Source organism: Yoonia maritima (assembly GCF_003003285.1).
GTDB lineage: Bacteria > Pseudomonadota > Alphaproteobacteria > Rhodobacterales > Rhodobacteraceae > Yoonia > Yoonia maritima.
This window is the reverse complement of record NZ_PVTP01000003.1, coordinates 295299-311311: the sequence shown is the minus strand read 5'-3', so window position 1 is coordinate 311311 and position 16013 is coordinate 295299. Positions and strand designations below refer to the sequence as shown.

Annotated in this window: 17 protein-coding genes and 1 tRNA gene; 10 read left to right on the top strand and 8 right to left on the bottom strand. The window is 54.1% G+C overall.

The genetic code is table 11. The annotated features are described in order from the left end of the window. Positions 1–19 precede the first annotated feature (19 nt). A complete protein-coding gene (locus CLV80_RS06195) occupies positions 20–1063 on the top strand; it encodes a FliM/FliN family flagellar motor switch protein (protein WP_106355956.1) in 1044 nt (347 codons plus the stop codon). On the opposite strand, the gene CLV80_RS06190 is transcribed toward CLV80_RS06195, so the two are convergent. Genes CLV80_RS06190 through CLV80_RS06180 form a run of 3 tightly spaced genes read right to left on the bottom strand, consistent with a single transcriptional unit; the run spans position 1060 to position 2352 of the window. Then, positions 1060–1485 (bottom strand): protein tyrosine phosphatase family protein, encoded by a 426-nt coding sequence (locus tag CLV80_RS06190; RefSeq protein WP_106355954.1) that lies wholly within the window; start codon positions 1483–1485, stop codon positions 1060–1062. The genes CLV80_RS06195 and CLV80_RS06190 overlap by 4 nt on opposite strands. Positions 1486–1495: 10 nt before the next feature. After that, positions 1496–1927, bottom strand: a complete 432-nt coding sequence (locus CLV80_RS06185) for a DUF6691 family protein (RefSeq protein WP_106355952.1) — start codon at positions 1925–1927, stop codon at positions 1496–1498. Then, positions 1927–2352: a YeeE/YedE family protein gene (locus CLV80_RS06180; protein WP_106355950.1), complete on the bottom strand. Its 426-nt coding sequence runs from the start codon at positions 2350–2352 to the stop codon at positions 1927–1929. The genes CLV80_RS06185 and CLV80_RS06180 overlap by 1 nt, the downstream gene beginning before the upstream one ends. 209 nt (positions 2353–2561) lie before the next feature. Here CLV80_RS06180 and CLV80_RS06175 point away from each other — a divergent pair, with 209 nt between their 5' ends. Further along, positions 2562–2879, top strand: a complete 318-nt coding sequence (locus CLV80_RS06175; RefSeq protein ID WP_106355948.1) for an ArsR/SmtB family transcription factor — start codon at positions 2562–2564, stop codon at positions 2877–2879. 11 nt (positions 2880–2890) lie between these two features. On the opposite strand, the gene CLV80_RS06170 is transcribed toward CLV80_RS06175, so the two are convergent. Then, positions 2891–3106, bottom strand: coding sequence for a hypothetical protein (locus tag CLV80_RS06170; protein ID WP_106355946.1), 216 nt, complete (start codon positions 3104–3106; stop codon positions 2891–2893). 110 nt (positions 3107–3216) lie between these two features. On the opposite strand from CLV80_RS06170, the gene CLV80_RS06165 reads away from it, so the two are divergent. After that, entirely contained in the window at positions 3217–3474 is a 258-nt protein-coding gene (locus tag CLV80_RS06165) for a DUF2312 domain-containing protein (protein ID WP_106355944.1), read from the top strand. 2 nt (positions 3475–3476) lie between these two features. Here the strand turns inward: CLV80_RS06165 and CLV80_RS06160 are convergent, their stop codons facing one another. After that, positions 3477–4358, bottom strand: a complete 882-nt coding sequence (locus tag CLV80_RS06160; RefSeq protein ID WP_106355942.1) for a hypothetical protein — start codon at positions 4356–4358, stop codon at positions 3477–3479. Between the two features lie 80 nt (positions 4359–4438). On the opposite strand from CLV80_RS06160, the gene CLV80_RS06155 reads away from it, so the two are divergent. Then, positions 4439–6094: an ABC transporter permease gene (locus tag CLV80_RS06155; RefSeq protein ID WP_106355940.1), complete on the top strand. Its 1656-nt coding sequence runs from the start codon at positions 4439–4441 to the stop codon at positions 6092–6094. Between the two features lie 113 nt (positions 6095–6207). Continuing rightward, positions 6208–6283: transfer RNA gene (locus CLV80_RS06150), tRNA-Thr, on the top strand. Between the two features lie 383 nt (positions 6284–6666). Here the strand turns inward: CLV80_RS06150 and CLV80_RS18410 are convergent. Together CLV80_RS18410 and CLV80_RS06140 are read right to left on the bottom strand one after the other, a co-directional pair. After that, positions 6667–6840 (bottom strand): hypothetical protein, encoded by a 174-nt coding sequence (locus CLV80_RS18410; RefSeq protein ID WP_165793322.1) that lies wholly within the window; start codon positions 6838–6840, stop codon positions 6667–6669. Positions 6841–7022: 182 nt separating this feature from the next. Further along, a complete protein-coding gene (locus tag CLV80_RS06140; protein ID WP_106356169.1) occupies positions 7023–7568 on the bottom strand; it encodes a pseudouridine synthase in 546 nt (181 codons plus the stop codon). Positions 7569–7815: 247 nt separating this feature from the next. Here CLV80_RS06140 and CLV80_RS06135 point away from each other — a divergent pair, with 247 nt between their 5' ends. The 3 genes from CLV80_RS06135 to CLV80_RS06125 all read left to right on the top strand — a co-directional run bounded on the left by CLV80_RS06135 (position 7816) and on the right by CLV80_RS06125 (position 11756). Beyond that, positions 7816–8988: a type III PLP-dependent enzyme gene (locus CLV80_RS06135; protein WP_106355936.1), complete on the top strand. Its 1173-nt coding sequence runs from the start codon at positions 7816–7818 to the stop codon at positions 8986–8988. Positions 8989–9109: 121 nt separating this feature from the next. After that, positions 9110–10390: a DUF3422 family protein gene (locus tag CLV80_RS06130; RefSeq protein ID WP_106355934.1), complete on the top strand. Its 1281-nt coding sequence runs from the start codon at positions 9110–9112 to the stop codon at positions 10388–10390. Between the two features lie 58 nt (positions 10391–10448). Further along, positions 10449–11756, top strand: a complete 1308-nt coding sequence (locus tag CLV80_RS06125) for a cytochrome-c peroxidase (RefSeq protein WP_106355931.1) — start codon at positions 10449–10451, stop codon at positions 11754–11756. Here CLV80_RS06125 and CLV80_RS06120 read toward each other — a convergent pair. Continuing rightward, the gene (locus CLV80_RS06120; protein WP_106355929.1) at positions 11753–13012 is read right to left on the bottom strand and encodes an ROK family transcriptional regulator; all 1260 of its coding nucleotides are present in this window, start codon (positions 13010–13012) and stop codon (positions 11753–11755) included. The two genes, CLV80_RS06125 and CLV80_RS06120, sit on opposite strands and share 4 nt — an antisense overlap. 202 nt (positions 13013–13214) lie before the next feature. On the opposite strand from CLV80_RS06120, the gene xylB reads away from it, so the two are divergent. After that, positions 13215–14654 (top strand): xylulokinase, encoded by a 1440-nt coding sequence (gene xylB, locus CLV80_RS06115; RefSeq protein ID WP_106355927.1) that lies wholly within the window; start codon positions 13215–13217, stop codon positions 14652–14654. Further along, complete coding sequence (xylA, locus tag CLV80_RS06110; protein ID WP_106355925.1) at positions 14651–15952, top strand: xylose isomerase; 1302 nt, start codon at positions 14651–14653, stop codon at positions 15950–15952. The genes xylB and xylA overlap by 4 nt, the downstream gene beginning before the upstream one ends. Positions 15953–16013 lie beyond the last annotated feature (61 nt).

Here is a 16013-nt window from a genome sequence, read left to right as displayed (position 1 = left end):
GGCTACCGGTGACAGGCGTATGACAGACGAGACACATTTATCAATCTTGCGCCGGATGTCCGGGGGCGGCGATCTTGTCGTCGACGATAGTCCGCTAACGTCGTCGCGTGCGATGCGTCTGGCGCTCGCAAAATCAGCAAACGACGCGGTGGGACTTATTCTAACGGTTAATACCGTCACCGATGACATCTTGCAGCTTGATGAGATGCTAAACACAATCGACGATACGCTCATGCTTGTTGGGGTAAATCGGAATGATCGTTTGATTGGGGTTGTGGCGCTTGATATGCAATTGCGCGCGGCCATCCTTGAGATGCAATTGATGGGAACCTTGATCCCGCGCGAGGCGGAACAGCGTGCACCGACGGTGACTGATAAAACAATGTGTGGTCCGATGCTTGCGATGTTGCTATCATCGCTTCCCGGCGCGATGCCCGCTGAAGAATTCGCCGGGTGGGCTGACAATGTTCACGCTGATGCATTGATAGAGAGCAGGCGCGAAGTTGGTTTGATGCTGGACGACTGTACCTATCGGGTGCTTCGCATGAACGTGGATCTAGGCATTGCGGATCGTCAGTCTGTCCTAACGCTTGCACTGCCTTGCGTATCGACCGAGGAAGAGCATGCAACCATCCCGCCAGAACCCGTAGACTGGTCGACGGCATTCCAAGCTGCGGTAGAAGATGCACCGGCCTCTTTGGATGCCCTTTTGCATCGTTTTAAAATGTCCTTGGGTAGTGCGCAGGACCTTGAGGTTGGGCAGCTTATCCCGCTGCATGGGTGTACTGTTGGCTCTGTCCGGCTCCTGGCGCTGGACGGTCAAGTGGTTGCTAATGCTAAGCTAGGGCAGGTGGGAGGCATGCGTGCCGTTCGGATCGAAAGTGAAATAACCCAACCGATGGCTGATCTGAACGGGTTACCGTGCAGGTCTGGTGTCGCACCTGAGCCGTCCCAAGGCGTACCAAAAATTGAGAACGCAATGACGGCGGATAGGTTACCCGCCGCTGATACAGTCTTGAACGAAACTGCTACGGTCGAAGCAGGTGCGTTAGAAAACAGTTAGCCGCCAGCCAAGGCATCAAGCTGGCCGCGCATACCGCCTAGATCATAACCTGCTGCTGTTGTTGCTGCGATGATGTCATCAGTTGGCAAATCGCCAGCTTTGCCAAGCGACCAGACGATCGAAGATCGCGTACCAGAAGCACAATATGCAAGGGTCGGGCCAGATGACGTTTCCATGGCTGCGTTTTGAGCGTTTACCATTTCCATGTTCAAGCCCTGATGTGTGATGGGATTGATAACAAAGTTCAGCCCAGCCGCTTTCGCGGCGGCTTTGATTACCGCTGCGCTATGGCTTGGCGGAACTTCTGAATCAGGTCGGTTGCAGATGATGGTCGTGAACCCGGCCGCGACAATGGCTGGGATGTCTGCGACATCGATTTGTGGCGTGACCGCGTAGGTCGGGCTTATTTGTCTAATATCCATGAAACACCTTTTAGCTTGCAGTCGCTGCTTGGTCTAGGCGTGTCCGCACATGCGGTGCGATCAGCATTCCTGCAGCCATAGACAGAACAAAGGCAACACCACCGACACCTCCAAAGCTAAGCGAGGCAATAGCGGGGCCGGGGCACAGTCCAGCTAAGCCCCAGCCCATACCAAACAGGGTCGAACCTATGACAAGATTACGACCAATTTGCGGGGCAGGCGGCGTTGGGAAACTGTCAGCAAAGACGGGCTTTCGTGCTTTGGTAAGCTGCCACGCAATCGCCATCGGGATGATGGCTCCCCCCATTACAAACGCGAGGGTAGGATCCCAAGCACCAAAGATATCAAGCCATCCCTGCACTTTGTTTGTGTTGGTCATGCCGGAAATCAATAGACCAAGCCCAAAGAGAGAACCAACAACGAATGAAACTAAATTGCGCATTAGATTACCCCCAGAAGATGTTTAAAGATGACGACGGTTAGGCCGCCGGCCACAATATAGAACCCTGTGGCGACAATCCCGCGCAAAGAAAGGCGTGAAATGCCACAAACACCGTGCCCCGATGTGCATCCATTGGCCAGGCGAGTTCCCACGCCAACAAGCAAACCCGCTGCAACGATGACGCCGTAGTTACCTGTAATGTTAGTTTCCGAACCACCCATGATCAGGGCACCGAATGCAGGCGCTAAGAACAGGCCGGCGATCAATAGTGCACGTTCGGTCCAGTCACTTTTACCGCTGCCATCAACAAGACCGCCGATGATGCCGGACGCGCCCATGATCCGCGCGTTGAATAACAGAAAGATAGCGGCAGCCAGCCCAATAATGCCGCCCCCGACAAGTCCATAAATCCAATCTACTTGCATGCGTTTTCCTATGTTCTGACCTCTCGTTGCCCCCAAATTTCGCGAGAATTCGACGGGGTTACCACGCGCTCAAAGTTGTGCAATGATGCGCGCCAGAGAAGATGCCTTTGTTTGCTGCGTTGTTTCGAATCTTTAACTCGGCATAACATATGGGCTTTTATAAACATTTCAATATTGAAATGTTTTAATGGTGTTGTAGAGTAGATCGTATGAACGAAACTGTTGAAATCGTTGCAGACCCAATGGAAGCTGCGGCTGCAGAAGCTGCAGAGCTGTTGAAGGCGCTGTCGAACCCGGGCCGCTTGCGTATTTTATGCGCACTAGTTCCGGGAGAATTGACCGTGGGCGAGTTGGAAACCATGCTTGGCGCAAGCCAGTCATATGTTTCTGGACAACTTTTACGATTGCGTAATGAGGGGCTTGTCACTTGCGAACGCGAGGGACGCAGCATGCGGTACCGGTTGTCAGATCCGCGTGTACGTCCCGTGCTCGAGCGGATCTATGAAATATTTTGTCCGGCCGAGTGATGCGTGGGCTGTCAGCCCAGCATAACGCCAACGACGACCGCCATTAGGCCAATCATCGAGATAAGAAGTGCGCCCAAATTGATTGGCAGCACTTTGCTTACGCGTGCGCGCATTTCTTCGTCGGATAGGTTTGCGCGCTTTGCTTTGACTATTGTGATGATGCTATAAACAATCCCAGCAAGGCCGATCACCGACAGTACTGCACCAATCCAAACAACGATTTCCATACCGGGTCTCCTAAAGTTATGACCGCCTAACCTGCGGGGGCGGCCCATGCAAGGGTTGCAGCGGTCGGGGTCTGAGGCTAGGGAAAGACAAGCCTGTCAGGAGAGCATTTATGAACGATTCAGTCACCGATTCAGTTTCTAACGTCGCCGGCGAAGAGCTGCGCCAATTTATCGAACGTTATGAACGCCTTGAGGCGGAAAAGAAAGACGTTGCTGAGGCGCAAAAAGAAGTCATGGCCGAAGCCAAAGGGCGTGGATATGATACCAAGGTTTTGCGCAAAATAGTTGCTATTCGCAAGCGTGACGCGAATGATATCGCTGAAGAAGAGGCCGTTATGGATATGTATATGTCCGCAATGGGCATGTAATTTTAGCTGAATGGCAAGACAAGCGTGACGCCGTCCATAGCCGCGATCTCGGCTAGGTCGGCTTCATAGTTTTCAGTAATCTGCGCGATGGCATATTCATCTAAATCGGGCAGATCAATTTCTTCCTCATCGGTTTCTGGGATCGCGTAGTCTTCCCAATAGTCGGCGATCAACGTCTGGCGTTCTAGTTCCGAGGCTTGGGGGTTGGCGTTCAGTTGCTCTCGTAATTGATCTATTCCTTCACGTTCCATCAGCCCTATTAGCGGCGTAAGCCCACCCAGAGCCTGAGCGGCTTGGGGCAATCCCATGAATTGACGGATTAGTTTTGGCCAAACAATTGGCGCGTCTTCATTGCACCAAACGATAAGTTCAGCATCGGGTGTACCGGTATGGATGCGGCGAACCACATCTGCCCACCGAACCTCTTCAGGGTGCATGATACCAAGGAAATCACCTAAAGGTGTTGATTTAGGGCGTCGCAGCGCATCTTGGATGAATGTCGCAGGGTGACATATGCTAAGATAAAAACTGAGTTCATCATCGGGGAACAGTTTACGCATGGCGCGCGTTTTGGTTTCGGCTTGAGGGTAAAAAACCCCGTGTTCGAAAATTCTATTGGCGATGCAGATAAAATTGGCATTGCTAAGCAAAAGGCGCTGCACGTCGTCGCTTTCAACGATGCTATCCAGCAATACATCACGGGTGCCCGGCGCAGGATGCGCGCCATCTAACCCTTGAATCGTGCTTCTTATGAGGCTGCGGTATTTTCCGGGTCCGGGTACTGCGATACCTTTCTTTGCAAGCATATCAACATTTCTTAGCGTCGACTTTAGCAGTTGATCCTCATCAATGCTGTGTGCGCCAATATGATATGCGATTTGCATAGGTGTGACCTCTTCGTTCAAGTCATTGCATCATAGTGGGATTTCTGGACAGTTAAACTGCTTTCGGATAATCGGATTTTATGTCCGAACTCTCTCAACAGATAACAATTCAGCCGCCGCGACGCGCGCGGATGTCCCCTTGGTCCATTGGTGCGGTATTGATCGCTACTATGGTGTTAATTCCAATCGTTGCTGTGATTTGGTTTGCGCTGACGCCAACGGAAAATATCTGGCCACATATGTTGCGTACGACGTTGCCACGTTATCTGACGAATACGGCTGTGTTAATGTTCAGTGTCGGGGCATTGACCGCGATGATCGGCACTGGTGCTGCATGGCTTGTGGTTATGTATCAATTTCCGGGGCGTCGGGTGTTGCAATGGGCACTGCTGATGCCGCTTGCTGTGCCTGCGTATGTTGGCGCTTACGCTCTTGTTGATTTTTTTGAATACGCGGGTCCCGTGCAAACGGCGCTACGCGAAGCAATGGGGTGGACGACGGCGCGTGACTATTGGTTCCCAGCAATCCGAACGCGTGGCGCTGCTGTGCTTGTTCTAAGTGCGGCGCTGTACCCTTATGTCTACCTTCTTGCGCGCGCCGCATTTCGCGAACAATCAGGGGCCGCTTATGAAGTGGCTCAAGCGCTTGGCGCTGGCGCGTTTGCAAGGTTTTGGCGGGTTGGGCTACCGCTTGCCCGTCCTGCAATCGCCGCCGGTGTTGCCGTTGTCATGATGGAAACAGTCAATGACTTCGGGACCGTAGATTACTTTGCAGTGCAAACGCTCACGACAGGAATTTTTTCTGTATGGTTGCAGGGAGGGAACCTTGGAGGGGCTGCGCAACTCGCAACATGTGTTCTTGGTCTGGTCATTATTCTTGTGACGTTGGAGAAGCTAAGCCGCCGCAAAAGTAAGTTCTTTGGATCCGCACGGGGGCAACGCCCGGTGACGCCCACAAAGCTGCGTGGATGGTGCTCATACATGGTGACATTGCTATGCCTTCTGCCTGTGATCGGCGGCTTCTTACTGCCTGTGGGCGTTCTGCTAACGCATGCATTTGACGCGAGCCAATGGGTCGCGCCAGGGTTGCGCAAGGCGATGGCCCACACGATCACCGTTGGCGGGATAGCTGCGATTCTCACCGTGCTTGGTGGGGTGTTTATGGTTTACGGCGTGCGGCTAACGCGCAAACGACTTCCCGCTTTATTAATGCCGGTCACAGCAATTGGGTATGCAGCTCCCGGAGCTGTACTTGGGCTTGGCATTCTCGTGCCATTGGCGCGTTTCGATAATGCCCTAGCGGATACTGTTGTGAAGTTTGGGTTCAATGATCCCGGGCTGATCTTCACTGGAAGCGCCGCCGCGCTTGTACTTGCATATGTCGTTAGATTTTTCGCGATAGGGCAGGGGACAGCCGATGCGGCCTTAGGGCGGGTATCGCCCAGTCTTCCTATGGCGGCGCGCTCGCTGGGGCGCACTGCCGGCGGCACATTAAGGGCTGTGCATTTGCCGTTGCTCAAAGCATCAATCGGATCGGCATTGCTTTTGGTCTTCGTTGATTGCGTCAAAGAGCTGCCGGCCACCTTGCTGCTTCGCCCGTTCAGCTACGACACTCTCGCGACTCGCGTATACGCAAAAGCATCCCTCGAAAACATTTCTGAAGCCGCCCCAGCCGCGCTGATGATTACTTTGGTTGGGCTCGCAGCCGTTATTTTCTTGGCTCGGGCGAACCGCTGAGAAAGTTAATTATTTTTTTTGGCATTTGATGCAAAAAGCCCATTGCATTGCCGAGTTTCTCACTGCTATACGCCGCTCAGTCGATAAGACGAAGCAGGAAACTGCATACCAGTGCCCCTATAGCTCAGCTGGTAGAGCAACTGATTTGTAATCAGTAGGTCCGCGGTTCGAGTCCGTGTGGGGGCACCACTTTCACCTCTTGAAGGTGTTGTTTTTCAAGCATATCATAGCGTTAGAACCCTTCCCGAGACACAAATTGGGACACATTGGGGACACTTCGCATGGTTTTTGTGATGAAGCTCAAATACGTTGATACGCTTTCAGGGGGCCGTAAGCGGTTCCGTAAGTTAAAGGCTGCGACTCAAGCAATGGAACGGGCTATCGAATTCATGCCCCGTGCAGGCAAATAAATCGTGTAATGAAATACGGTGAAGACACTCGCCGCAGAGGAATCGACAGACCTTCGCTGCGCTCTGCGTAATTGTTTGCTGAGTCGCACAACTCCCTTTGCCTAACTGGAACCTCCTACGGCTCGACAACTTTTAGGGGCGGACACCGGACCTCCGCTGTATTTACACAGGATTTATGACGATGAGCGGCGACGCGTTGCGCAGGCGGACGAGGTGATCGACCACATCGACATAAGACATGCCACGGAAGCGATCAGCATGGACCACTGTGCGCTCTCGCGGGCCGACGATGATCTTGCCGTCGTCCACAATGGGCAGTGCCTGATCCTTGATCACGATGACCGCACTGTAATCATTCGCCTGGAGGCTGTTAGAGGGGACAGGACGTCGAGGTTCTGAAAACGTTGGGCTGAGAGTGGGAGACGTGTATTTTTGAAACGAAAGTCGGTGAGTGCTCATTGTAATCTCTAGTGCCAGACGATGATGCGTTGATAGTGGGCCCAGTAAGTGTTTCGAGCTTACTCCGCATTTTGCCATTGACCGTTGGCTAAGCCGTCTAACGTCCAACTCCCTACGCGCCAGCGAACAAGTCGTAGTGTTGGGAAGCCAATATGTGCCGTCATGCGCCGAACTTGACGATTTCGGCCTTCGCTGATTGTGATTTCGATCCATGTATCGGGAACCGATTTTCGGAAACGTACCGGGGGATCGCGCTCCCATAGGGTAGGGGGATCAATGAGGTGTGCCTTGGCAGGGCGCGTTGGCCCATCCTTAAGGGTTATTCCTTCACGCAAAGCCTGCAGGTCCTTGTCGGTCGGTGCGCCTTCGACTTGGACAAGATAGGTTTTGGTGAGTTTGTGTTTCGGGTCTGCAATTTTTGCCTGCAGTTTCCCATCATCGGTCAGTACCAACAGTCCTTCGCTGTCGCGGTCGAGCCGCCCAGCTGGATAAACGCCGGGGACGTCTATAAAGGCCGACAATGTCGGACGTGGAGACGGGCTGCGCGCGTCTGTGAACTGCGACAAAACGCCAAAGGGTTTGTTGAATAAGATTATTTTTGCCATGCGACTGCCTAGCCCGAGATATGCCTTGGCGTCCATGCTGTTATGAAAAAATGCATCGCATGCATTTTCCTACTTGCAACGAATCCCAACTTGCCGCAAATGGCGGTTTATAGACGCCAACGCACGCGCCTCTGGCCGGTGATAGTCAACGCACACGTGTTTACGTAGCGACGGTAACGTCTCTTTTGGAACTGAGCGGTCTTAGGCGGTGTGAATCCGTTATGGCCGGGTCTACTGGAGATGACCCATGACTGTACACTTCGCTGACGCTGCGGCGTCATTCCCTGTTGTTGCACCATCCCGTTTGGACAGCTTTGTCGCGGCGCACAGCTTTGATAAACCTACATTGGTGATGGACCTTGATTTGGTGTCGCGCCAATACCGTGCATTGAAAGCTGGTTTGGGCCGGGCTGACATTCACTATGCTGTCAAAGCAAACCCTGCGCCGCAAATCATTGCGCGTCTAGTTGATCTGGGTTCGCATTTCGATGCTGCATCACGTGCTGAGATCGCGCTTTGCCTTGAGCAGGGTGCAGAGCCGCGCGATGTGTCGTTTGGCAACACAATCAAACGCGCTTCTGACATCGCATGGGCATTTAACCAAGGCATTCGTCTCTTTGCTGCCGATTCGGAAGAAGAGTTGGAAAAGATCGCTGTGCACGCACCGGGCGTGTCTGTTTACATCCGTCTTATTGTCGAAGTTTCCCAAGCGGATTGGCCGCTGTCACGCAAGTTCGGCTGCGACCGCGATATGGCGCTGCAATTGCTGGATACTGCAAAGACATTGGGCCTGAACCCAGTCGGTTTCTCGTTCCACGTCGGGTCACAAACCCGTCGCGCGGAAATGTGGGCGCCAAACTTGGACGTTATGGGTGGCATTTGGCAAGCAGCCCAAGATGCGGGTCACGATCTATCGTTGATCAACATCGGTGGTGGTTTCCCTGCGTTCTATGGCGAAGAGATTGACGCGCCAAAGGCATATGCAGCAAAAGTCATCGACATGGTCGAAGCACGTTTCCCTGGCGTTGCTAAAATCATGGCAGAGCCGGGCCGCGGTATGGTTGCCGAAGCTGGCGTGATCGTTGCTGAAGTCATGTTGGTCAGCCGTAAGTCTGAGCGTGATATGCATCGTTGGGTCTATCTGGATATCGGTCGTTTCTCGGGTCTGGCGGAAACTGAAGGCGAGGCAATTCGCTATCAGTTTGAAACTGCGCGCGATGGCGACGCGATGGGTCCATGTATTGTTGCTGGGCCAAGCTGTGACAGCGCTGACGTGCTATATGAGAAGCGTCCGATGCAACTGCCGATGACATTGCGTGCTGGTGATCGCGTCCTGATCCGCAACACAGGTGCCTATACGTCGACATATTCGTCGGTTTGTTTCAACGGCTTCCCTCCACTGGCGGTGGTTGTGATCTAAACGATTGGCGGCGCACGGTATACCATCGTGTGCCGCTAAGCTTTTGTAAGATAACAGAATTTCTTTACAGGTCATGAAAATGCGCTAACCTGCGGTGATGAGTTTACCGTGAAGGCATTGCATGACACCTATTACTGACCATCCGTTGCGATTTGCATTGGCCAATGAATTGCATGCGCGTCCGTTTCCGTCGATGCGCGCGCCGGGGCGGGCTGCGTTCCTTGCCTTAAAGCCCAGCAAAAATGCAGCAGGCCGTGATCGAGCTGCGGATATGGCGCATCTTACTGATTTACTTGATCGTTTTGCTGCCCCACATCCGGAACCTGACGCGACCCATTACTTTGGCCAGATTGGGAAACATCAGCTTAAGTGGGAAAGCCACACCGAGTTCGTGACCTATACGATCTTGGGCGAGGGCGTCGCAGAGCGCCCCTTTGACGCGGCGACATTTAGTGTGTTTCCCAATGACTGGCTGTCTTCAGCCCCCGGAACTCGGATTACATCGGCTTTGATCCGTGTTGAAGTGGGTGATGATGACGACGCCATCGCGAGCAAGGCACAAGAATGGTTTGTACCCGAAAGCCTTGCCATTAGTCGGGTCCTAGATGACGAACTGGTCATCGCTGGTGACTTTCGGATCGATCCGGCTGGTCACATGCGTTTTGCGGTTTTCGCACGTCCTCAGGTTGGGATGCGCCGGATAGGCCGCGTCGTGCAGCGCCTGTGCGAGATAGAAACTTACAAGGCGATGTCGATGCTGGGGCTGACCCGCGCAAGGGGACTTGGTCCGCAAATGGGTATGATTGACACAACGCTGTCAAAGCTGATCGACGACATGCGTGGGCCGATGCCTGATCCGGCGGCACAGCTGCACTCGCTATTAGAAGTATCCGCCGAGCTGGAAAGTATCGCAGCGCAATCGTCGTTTCGCTTTGGTGCCACAGGCGCATATGAAACCATCGTAAACCAGCGGATCACCGTCTTGCGCGAAGAGCGATTTGGCGGGCGTCAGACATTCGGTGAATTCATGATGCGGCGGTATGATCCGGCGATGCGCACGGTGAAATCTACGCAGGAAAGACTGCATGCGATGTCTGATCGGGCGCTACGGGCGGGTGATCTGCTGCGCACGCGCGTTGATGTTGAACGCTCCGCCCAGAACCAAGCCTTGCTAACAAGCATGGATAAGCGTGCTGATCTCCAGCTCCGGTTGCAACACACTGTGGAAGGTTTGTCGATTGTCGCGATCAGCTATTACGCTCTGAACCTTGCTCTCTATGTTTTGGGGCCGCTGCAGTATAGTTTAGGCATCAGTAAAACCATTATGGCTGCCATCGCGACCCCGGTTGTCGTGCTGTGTGTTTGGGCGCTGTTGCGGCGCATTCGTAAACATATGGACTGACACCCTCTTGCGCGGGCTTGGGGACGTGATAACCATGCGATCCTTGGGAGGGGATCGAATGAACTATGCAGTAATGATTGCAGCCATATTGTGCGGGCAGGTGGCAGTAGCCCAAGAATTGCCACGCCCAATTACCCATGCTGATTTCGCCCCCATAAACATGGACGAGGCCCGGCTTGGGCAGCTTTTGTTTTACGATCCAATTCTATCAGGCAACCAAGAGGTCGCCTGCGCGACCTGTCACCATCCGGCATTCGGAACCAGCGATGAGCTCTCACTGGGAATTGGGGATGGCGGAATTGGTCTAGGGACCCAGCGTGTCGCAGATCCAGAAAATATGCCCGAACAACGCATTCCACGGAATGCGCCTGCGCTGTTTAATCTTGGTGCCAACGAATTCACGCGCCTGTTCCATGATGGTCGGATCGAAGTCGACTTGGATCGCCCCGGTGGTATTCGGACACCGCTAGATGCTGATATGGCCGCAGGGTTTGCATCGCTTTTATCGGCACAAACAATGTTCCCCGTGCTTAGCGGCGATGAGATGGCTGGACACTATAGCGAAAACGAAGTGGCCAAGGCAGTGCGGCGCGGTGTTCTGACAGGGCCGGGTGGTGCTTGGGATATCATATCGCGTCGCGTCGCGGGTTTCCCTGAATATGCCGATGCTTTTGTCGCGACATATGATAATATCGATACGCCGGATCAGATTGGTTTCACCGACATTTCAAATGCTGTCGCTGCGTTCATGGCGTTTGAGTGGCAATCTGACACGTCGCCCTTTGATGCAGTGCTACGCGGGGACGGCACTTTGCCGGAACCCGCCGCGACAGGTATGGCCCTATTTTATGGTGAAGCAGGCTGTGCCAGCTGTCACGCAGGGCCATTCCTGACCGACCATGGGTTCCATCCGATGGGCAGCCCACAAATCGGCCCCGGAAAAGCAGCGCGTTTCGAAAGCCACGCGCGCGATGAAGGGCGGTTCAGGGTGACTGGCGATCCTACCGATCTGTATGCGTTCCGCACGCCCAGCCTGCGCAACGTGGCGCTGACCGGACCATACGGGCATGCAGGCGCATACGCAGATTTGCGTGCCTTTGTCATCGCGCACTTGGATCCGATTGCGGCGCTGAACAACTATGACCTGACCGTGGCGCGTTTGCCTGAGCTTCCCGTTGATGATCTGCGTGAAAGCCCGGATGCAATTGCCGCTGTCGCGCAGCCCGCTGGCCCCGAGATGTCCGAAGATCAGGTCACAGCACTGCTGGCATTCTTGGACAGTCTGACGGACCCCGCAGCACAAGCCGGTCGTTTGGGTGTACCCGAAGCCGTGCCAAGCGGGCTAAGCATACCGAACCCAGGTTAAGAAATCGCCGCAACTGCTTGATCTGTCACTGCAGAAAGCGCGAGGGCTGTTGCGCCACGCGCCCAGACTAAATCGCCCCAAGCATGGGTTTCAACGGCACAGGCGGATCGGCCATCGTTCAGCGTAAGGCGATGCATCTCAGCAAGGACTTCGTCAGCATAAAGATAGTCATACTGCATGCGTTCGCCTGAAATGATGATCAGTGCCGGGTCAAACAGCTGAACAACATTGGCAAGCCCGACCGATAGATATCTTCCGGCACGACGAAAGATTGTCTGCGCCGCCTCGTTCCCAGCCTTGGCTTGGCTGAACAATGCGTCCAGCAACGCGTTCGGGCTTTGGCGTTCGCTTGGCTGGTGGTGCAGGGCGGTCGCAGCCTCGCGGGCGAGCGCGTAGTCAGCAAGATATGCTTCTAGGCAACCACGTTGCCCGCAACGGCATAGCGCGCCGTCTAATTGCACTTTGGTATGACCTAGTTCTAGCCCCATCCCGCGCGCGCCCCGGTACAGCCGATTGTCGATCACCAATCCCATACCGACACCATGTTCGATGGTGACAACGGCAAAGTCAGACTTGGCGCGCCCCGCGCCGAACCACAGCTCCGCAAGGGTTAGCATGTTGGCATCATTGTCTAAATGAAGTGGGATCGCAAAGCGGGTTTCAAAGTGAGAGGCGAAATCACTGTTGCGGGTGGCTAGCAGGGGTGACCACGGCACCGTTCCCGCCTGATGGTCCACAATGCCCGACATGCCAATTCCAACGGCGGCGATGTTCTGTTGGTTTTTGTTCGCCGCGGACAATACGTCCTGCATAAGAGTACCGACTTCGGTTAGTATTTCATCCAGAGATTTCGGGTGTGGCGGTGTTTTTAGCGACGCCGTCGCAAGGGTGTTGCCCGCGAAATCGGTAAGTACAGCGGAATGAAATTCATCCGACAGTTTGATACCGATGGCAAAATGTGTATCTGGGATTACCTCAAGGGCGACGGCAGGGCGCCCACGTCCGGTTTCGCGTGGGATGCTTTCGACCTCGCGCAAAAGGCCGGCGTTAATCAAATCGGCGGTTAGGGCGGTGGCTGACCCTGCGCTAATACCAAGGGCACGGATCACATCGGTTCGGGTTGCACGGCCGGCGGCACGGACATGTTCAAATATCTGCTGGCGCATTGATTTAGCGTTCGCGGTTCCCGAAGGTAAAAGCGGGCCACAACCGACCGGAGCGCCCGAGTCGTCACTTGCTGTGAGTTCATTTAACATAGTTCGATGCCTGAATTATATTTTGGGCAGTTAGACCTCGTTTTCGATATTTTATCAAGTACGTTCACGTTTGCTCATGGTTTTAGCGTCAGGTGGAGGTTTTGAACGCGTTTTTTAATTCGAGAGATGAATTTAATTTGACAACGCGCAATCCGATGGTCAGAACATGCCACGAGGGAAATCAAACGGAGGGGGTAGCCGTATGTATATTGGGTTAGATCTTGGGACTTCTGGTCTTAAGGCAGTGTTGATTGATGACACCCAGACAATTCTGGCCGAGGCAACTGCGCCGTTAGAGGCTGCGCGCCCAGAGCCCGGTTGGTCTGAGCAGGCTCCGGCAACATGGCTTGATGCGGCAGATGCCGCGATGCGAGCGTTGAAAAATCAGACTTCGTTAGATGCGGTGCGTGGGATTGGCCTGTCGGGTCAGATGCATGGCGCAACATTGCTTGATGCAAACGACGAGGTTCTTCGCCCCTGTATTCTATGGAATGACACCCGTTCGGCGGTAGAGGCCGCTGAACTAGATGCGGACCCAAAGTTTCGCGCACTTACTGGAAATATCGTGTTTCCCGGATTTACTGCACCTAAGCTAGTTTGGGTTGCCCGTCATGAGCCCGAGATTTTCGCCAAAGTAAAACGTGTTCTTCTGCCTAAAGATTACCTACGGCTTTGGCTAACGGGCGAGGCCGTGGCCGAAATGTCAGATGCTGCGGGCACCAGCTGGCTGGACGTGGCTAAGCGTGATTGGTCTGATGAATTGCTCGCCGCGACTGGATTAAGTCGTGATAACATGCCGCGTTTGGTCGAAGGGTCCGAAGTATCGGGCGTTCTGCGCGATGAATTGGCCAGCCGCTGGGGGCTACCGAGTGGCGTCGTCGTGGCCGGCGGCGGTGGTGACAATGCTGCCAGCGCTGTTGGTGTCGGTGTGGTTAAAGCAGGCGATGCCTTTGTTTCGCTTGGTACATCCGGCGTTCTTTTTGCGGCCTCTGATGCATATCAGCCCGATGCGGCTACGGCTGTGCACACGTTCTGTCACGCGCTGCCGGGAACGTGGCACCAGATGGGGGTCATTTTGGCCGCTGCTGATGCGCTGAATTGGTATGCGAAATCTGTTGGCCAACCTGCGGCCAAGCTGACCGAAGGTTTAGGTGCGCTTCAGGCACCAAGCCAAACATTATTCCTGCCGTATCTGGGCGGAGAACGTACACCGCATAATGACGCAAACATCCGTGGCGCGTTCGTGCATTTGGATCATGCGACAGATCAGGCGGCCATGACGCGGGCGGTTTTGGAAGGCGTGACCTTTGCGCTGCGCGACAACTATGACGCACTGACATCGACGGGCACCCAGATCAACCGGCTGATCGCCGTCGGCGGAGGGTCAAAATCTGACTACTGGGTGCAGGCCATTGCGACCTCATTGGGGATCCCGGTTGAGCTACCCGTTGCTGGTGACTTTGGCGGTGCGTTCGGCGCTGCACGTCTTGGCCTGATGGCCGCGACAGGGGCAGGCGTCGAAGTCGCCACGATCCCGCAGATCGCCCGCACAAGTGAACCTGACCTCGCGCTGACCGACAGCTTTGCCGAGGCCCACACAAGATATCGCGCTAGCTATGACGCTTTGAAAGGACTGAAATGACCGACTTCTTCAAAAACATCCCCGCCATCAAGTACGAAGGTCCAAATACGGACAACGACTATGCATTCCATCACTACAATCCCGATGAGATTGTGATGGGTAAACCGATGAAGGACCACCTGCGTTTTGCGGCGGCTTATTGGCATTCATTTGCTTGGCCTGGTGGTGACCCATTTGGTGGTCAGACATTCGAGCGTCCATGGTTCAGCGACACAATGGAAGCGGCCAAGCTAAAAGCTGACGTTGCATTCGAGATGTTTCAAATCTTGAACGTTCCATACTTTTGTTTCCACGATGCGGACGTTCGTCCCGAAGGAAACAGCTTTGCTGAGAACACGAAGAATCTCGAAGAAATCGTTGATTACTTTGCAGAAAAAATGGACGAGACTGGCGTTAAGTTGCTTTGGGGTACTGCGAACCTGTTCTCGCACCGTCGCTTTATGTCAGGTGCTGCAACAAACCCTGATCCCGATGTATTCGCGTTCTCCGCTGCAACAATCAAAACCTGCATGGATGCGACCATGAAACTGGGTGGCGAAAACTATGTGCTTTGGGGCGGTCGTGAAGGCTATGAAACACTGCTGAACACAGACATGGGCCGTGAACGCCAACAGGCTGGCCGGATGTTGCAGATGGTCGTCGATTACAAGCATAAGGTGGGCTTTAAAGGCGCGATCTTGATCGAACCTAAGCCGCAAGAGCCAACCAAGCACCAGTACGACTATGATGTCGCTACGGTCTATGGTTTCCTTAAGGAGTTCGGTCTTGAAGGCGAAGTGAAGATGAACATCGAGCAAGGTCACGCGATCCTGGCTGGGCATTCGTTCGAACACGAACTGGCCGTCGCACGCGAGCTGGGCATCTTTGGTTCCATCGATATGAACCGCAACGATTACCAGTCTGGTTGGGACACCGACCAATTCCCGAACAATGTTCCTGAAACCGCGCTGGCCTACTACGAAGTCTTGCGCGCTGGTGGGTTCACGACAGGTGGTACCAACTTTGATTCAAAACTGCGTCGTCAGTCATTGGATGCAGAAGATCTTATTCTTGCGCATGTTGGTGGTATGGATACCTGTGCTGCTGGCCTTAAGGCCGCCGCTGCGATGCTCGAAGATGGTAAGCTAGAAGCCGCACGCAATGAGCGCTATGCGGGCTGGGATACTGACGCTGGCAAAGGTCTGTTGAATAGCGACCTTGATAGCATCACTGCCAAGGTTCTGGCAGATAAAACGAACCCAGAGCCACGTTCAGGCCGTCAGGAACGCCTAGAAAATCTGGTAAACCGTTACCTGTAAGCTATCTTAAAAACTGGCGCTTGCCCCTTTGGGGCAGGCTGCCTAACCTGCGTGAAATAAC

Bases quoted from the DNA above. Each gene is read 5' to 3' on its own strand.
- CLV80_RS06195 (WP_106355956.1), top strand. From the start codon at position 20: ATGACAGACGAGACACATTTATCAATCTTGCGCCGGATGTCCGGGGGC.
- CLV80_RS06190 (WP_106355954.1), bottom strand. From the start codon at position 1,485: ATGGATATTAGACAAATAAGCCCGACCTACGCGGTCACGCCACAAATC.
- CLV80_RS06185 (WP_106355952.1), bottom strand. From the start codon at position 1,927: ATGCGCAATTTAGTTTCATTCGTTGTTGGTTCTCTCTTTGGGCTTGGT.
- CLV80_RS06180 (WP_106355950.1), bottom strand. From the start codon at position 2,352: ATGCAAGTAGATTGGATTTATGGACTTGTCGGGGGCGGCATTATTGGG.
- CLV80_RS06175 (WP_106355948.1), top strand. From the start codon at position 2,562: ATGAACGAAACTGTTGAAATCGTTGCAGACCCAATGGAAGCTGCGGCT.
- CLV80_RS06170 (WP_106355946.1), bottom strand. From the start codon at position 3,106: ATGGAAATCGTTGTTTGGATTGGTGCAGTACTGTCGGTGATCGGCCTT.
- CLV80_RS06165 (WP_106355944.1), top strand. From the start codon at position 3,217: ATGAACGATTCAGTCACCGATTCAGTTTCTAACGTCGCCGGCGAAGAG.
- CLV80_RS06160 (WP_106355942.1), bottom strand. From the start codon at position 4,358: ATGCAAATCGCATATCATATTGGCGCACACAGCATTGATGAGGATCAA.
- CLV80_RS06155 (WP_106355940.1), top strand. From the start codon at position 4,439: ATGTCCGAACTCTCTCAACAGATAACAATTCAGCCGCCGCGACGCGCG.
- CLV80_RS06140 (WP_106356169.1), bottom strand. From the start codon at position 7,568: ATGGCAAAAATAATCTTATTCAACAAACCCTTTGGCGTTTTGTCGCAG.
- CLV80_RS06135 (WP_106355936.1), top strand. From the start codon at position 7,816: ATGACTGTACACTTCGCTGACGCTGCGGCGTCATTCCCTGTTGTTGCA.
- CLV80_RS06130 (WP_106355934.1), top strand. From the start codon at position 9,110: ATGACACCTATTACTGACCATCCGTTGCGATTTGCATTGGCCAATGAA.
- CLV80_RS06125 (WP_106355931.1), top strand. From the start codon at position 10,449: ATGAACTATGCAGTAATGATTGCAGCCATATTGTGCGGGCAGGTGGCA.
- CLV80_RS06120 (WP_106355929.1), bottom strand. From the start codon at position 13,012: ATGTTAAATGAACTCACAGCAAGTGACGACTCGGGCGCTCCGGTCGGT.
- xylB (WP_106355927.1), top strand. From the start codon at position 13,215: ATGTATATTGGGTTAGATCTTGGGACTTCTGGTCTTAAGGCAGTGTTG.
- xylA (WP_106355925.1), top strand. From the start codon at position 14,651: ATGACCGACTTCTTCAAAAACATCCCCGCCATCAAGTACGAAGGTCCA.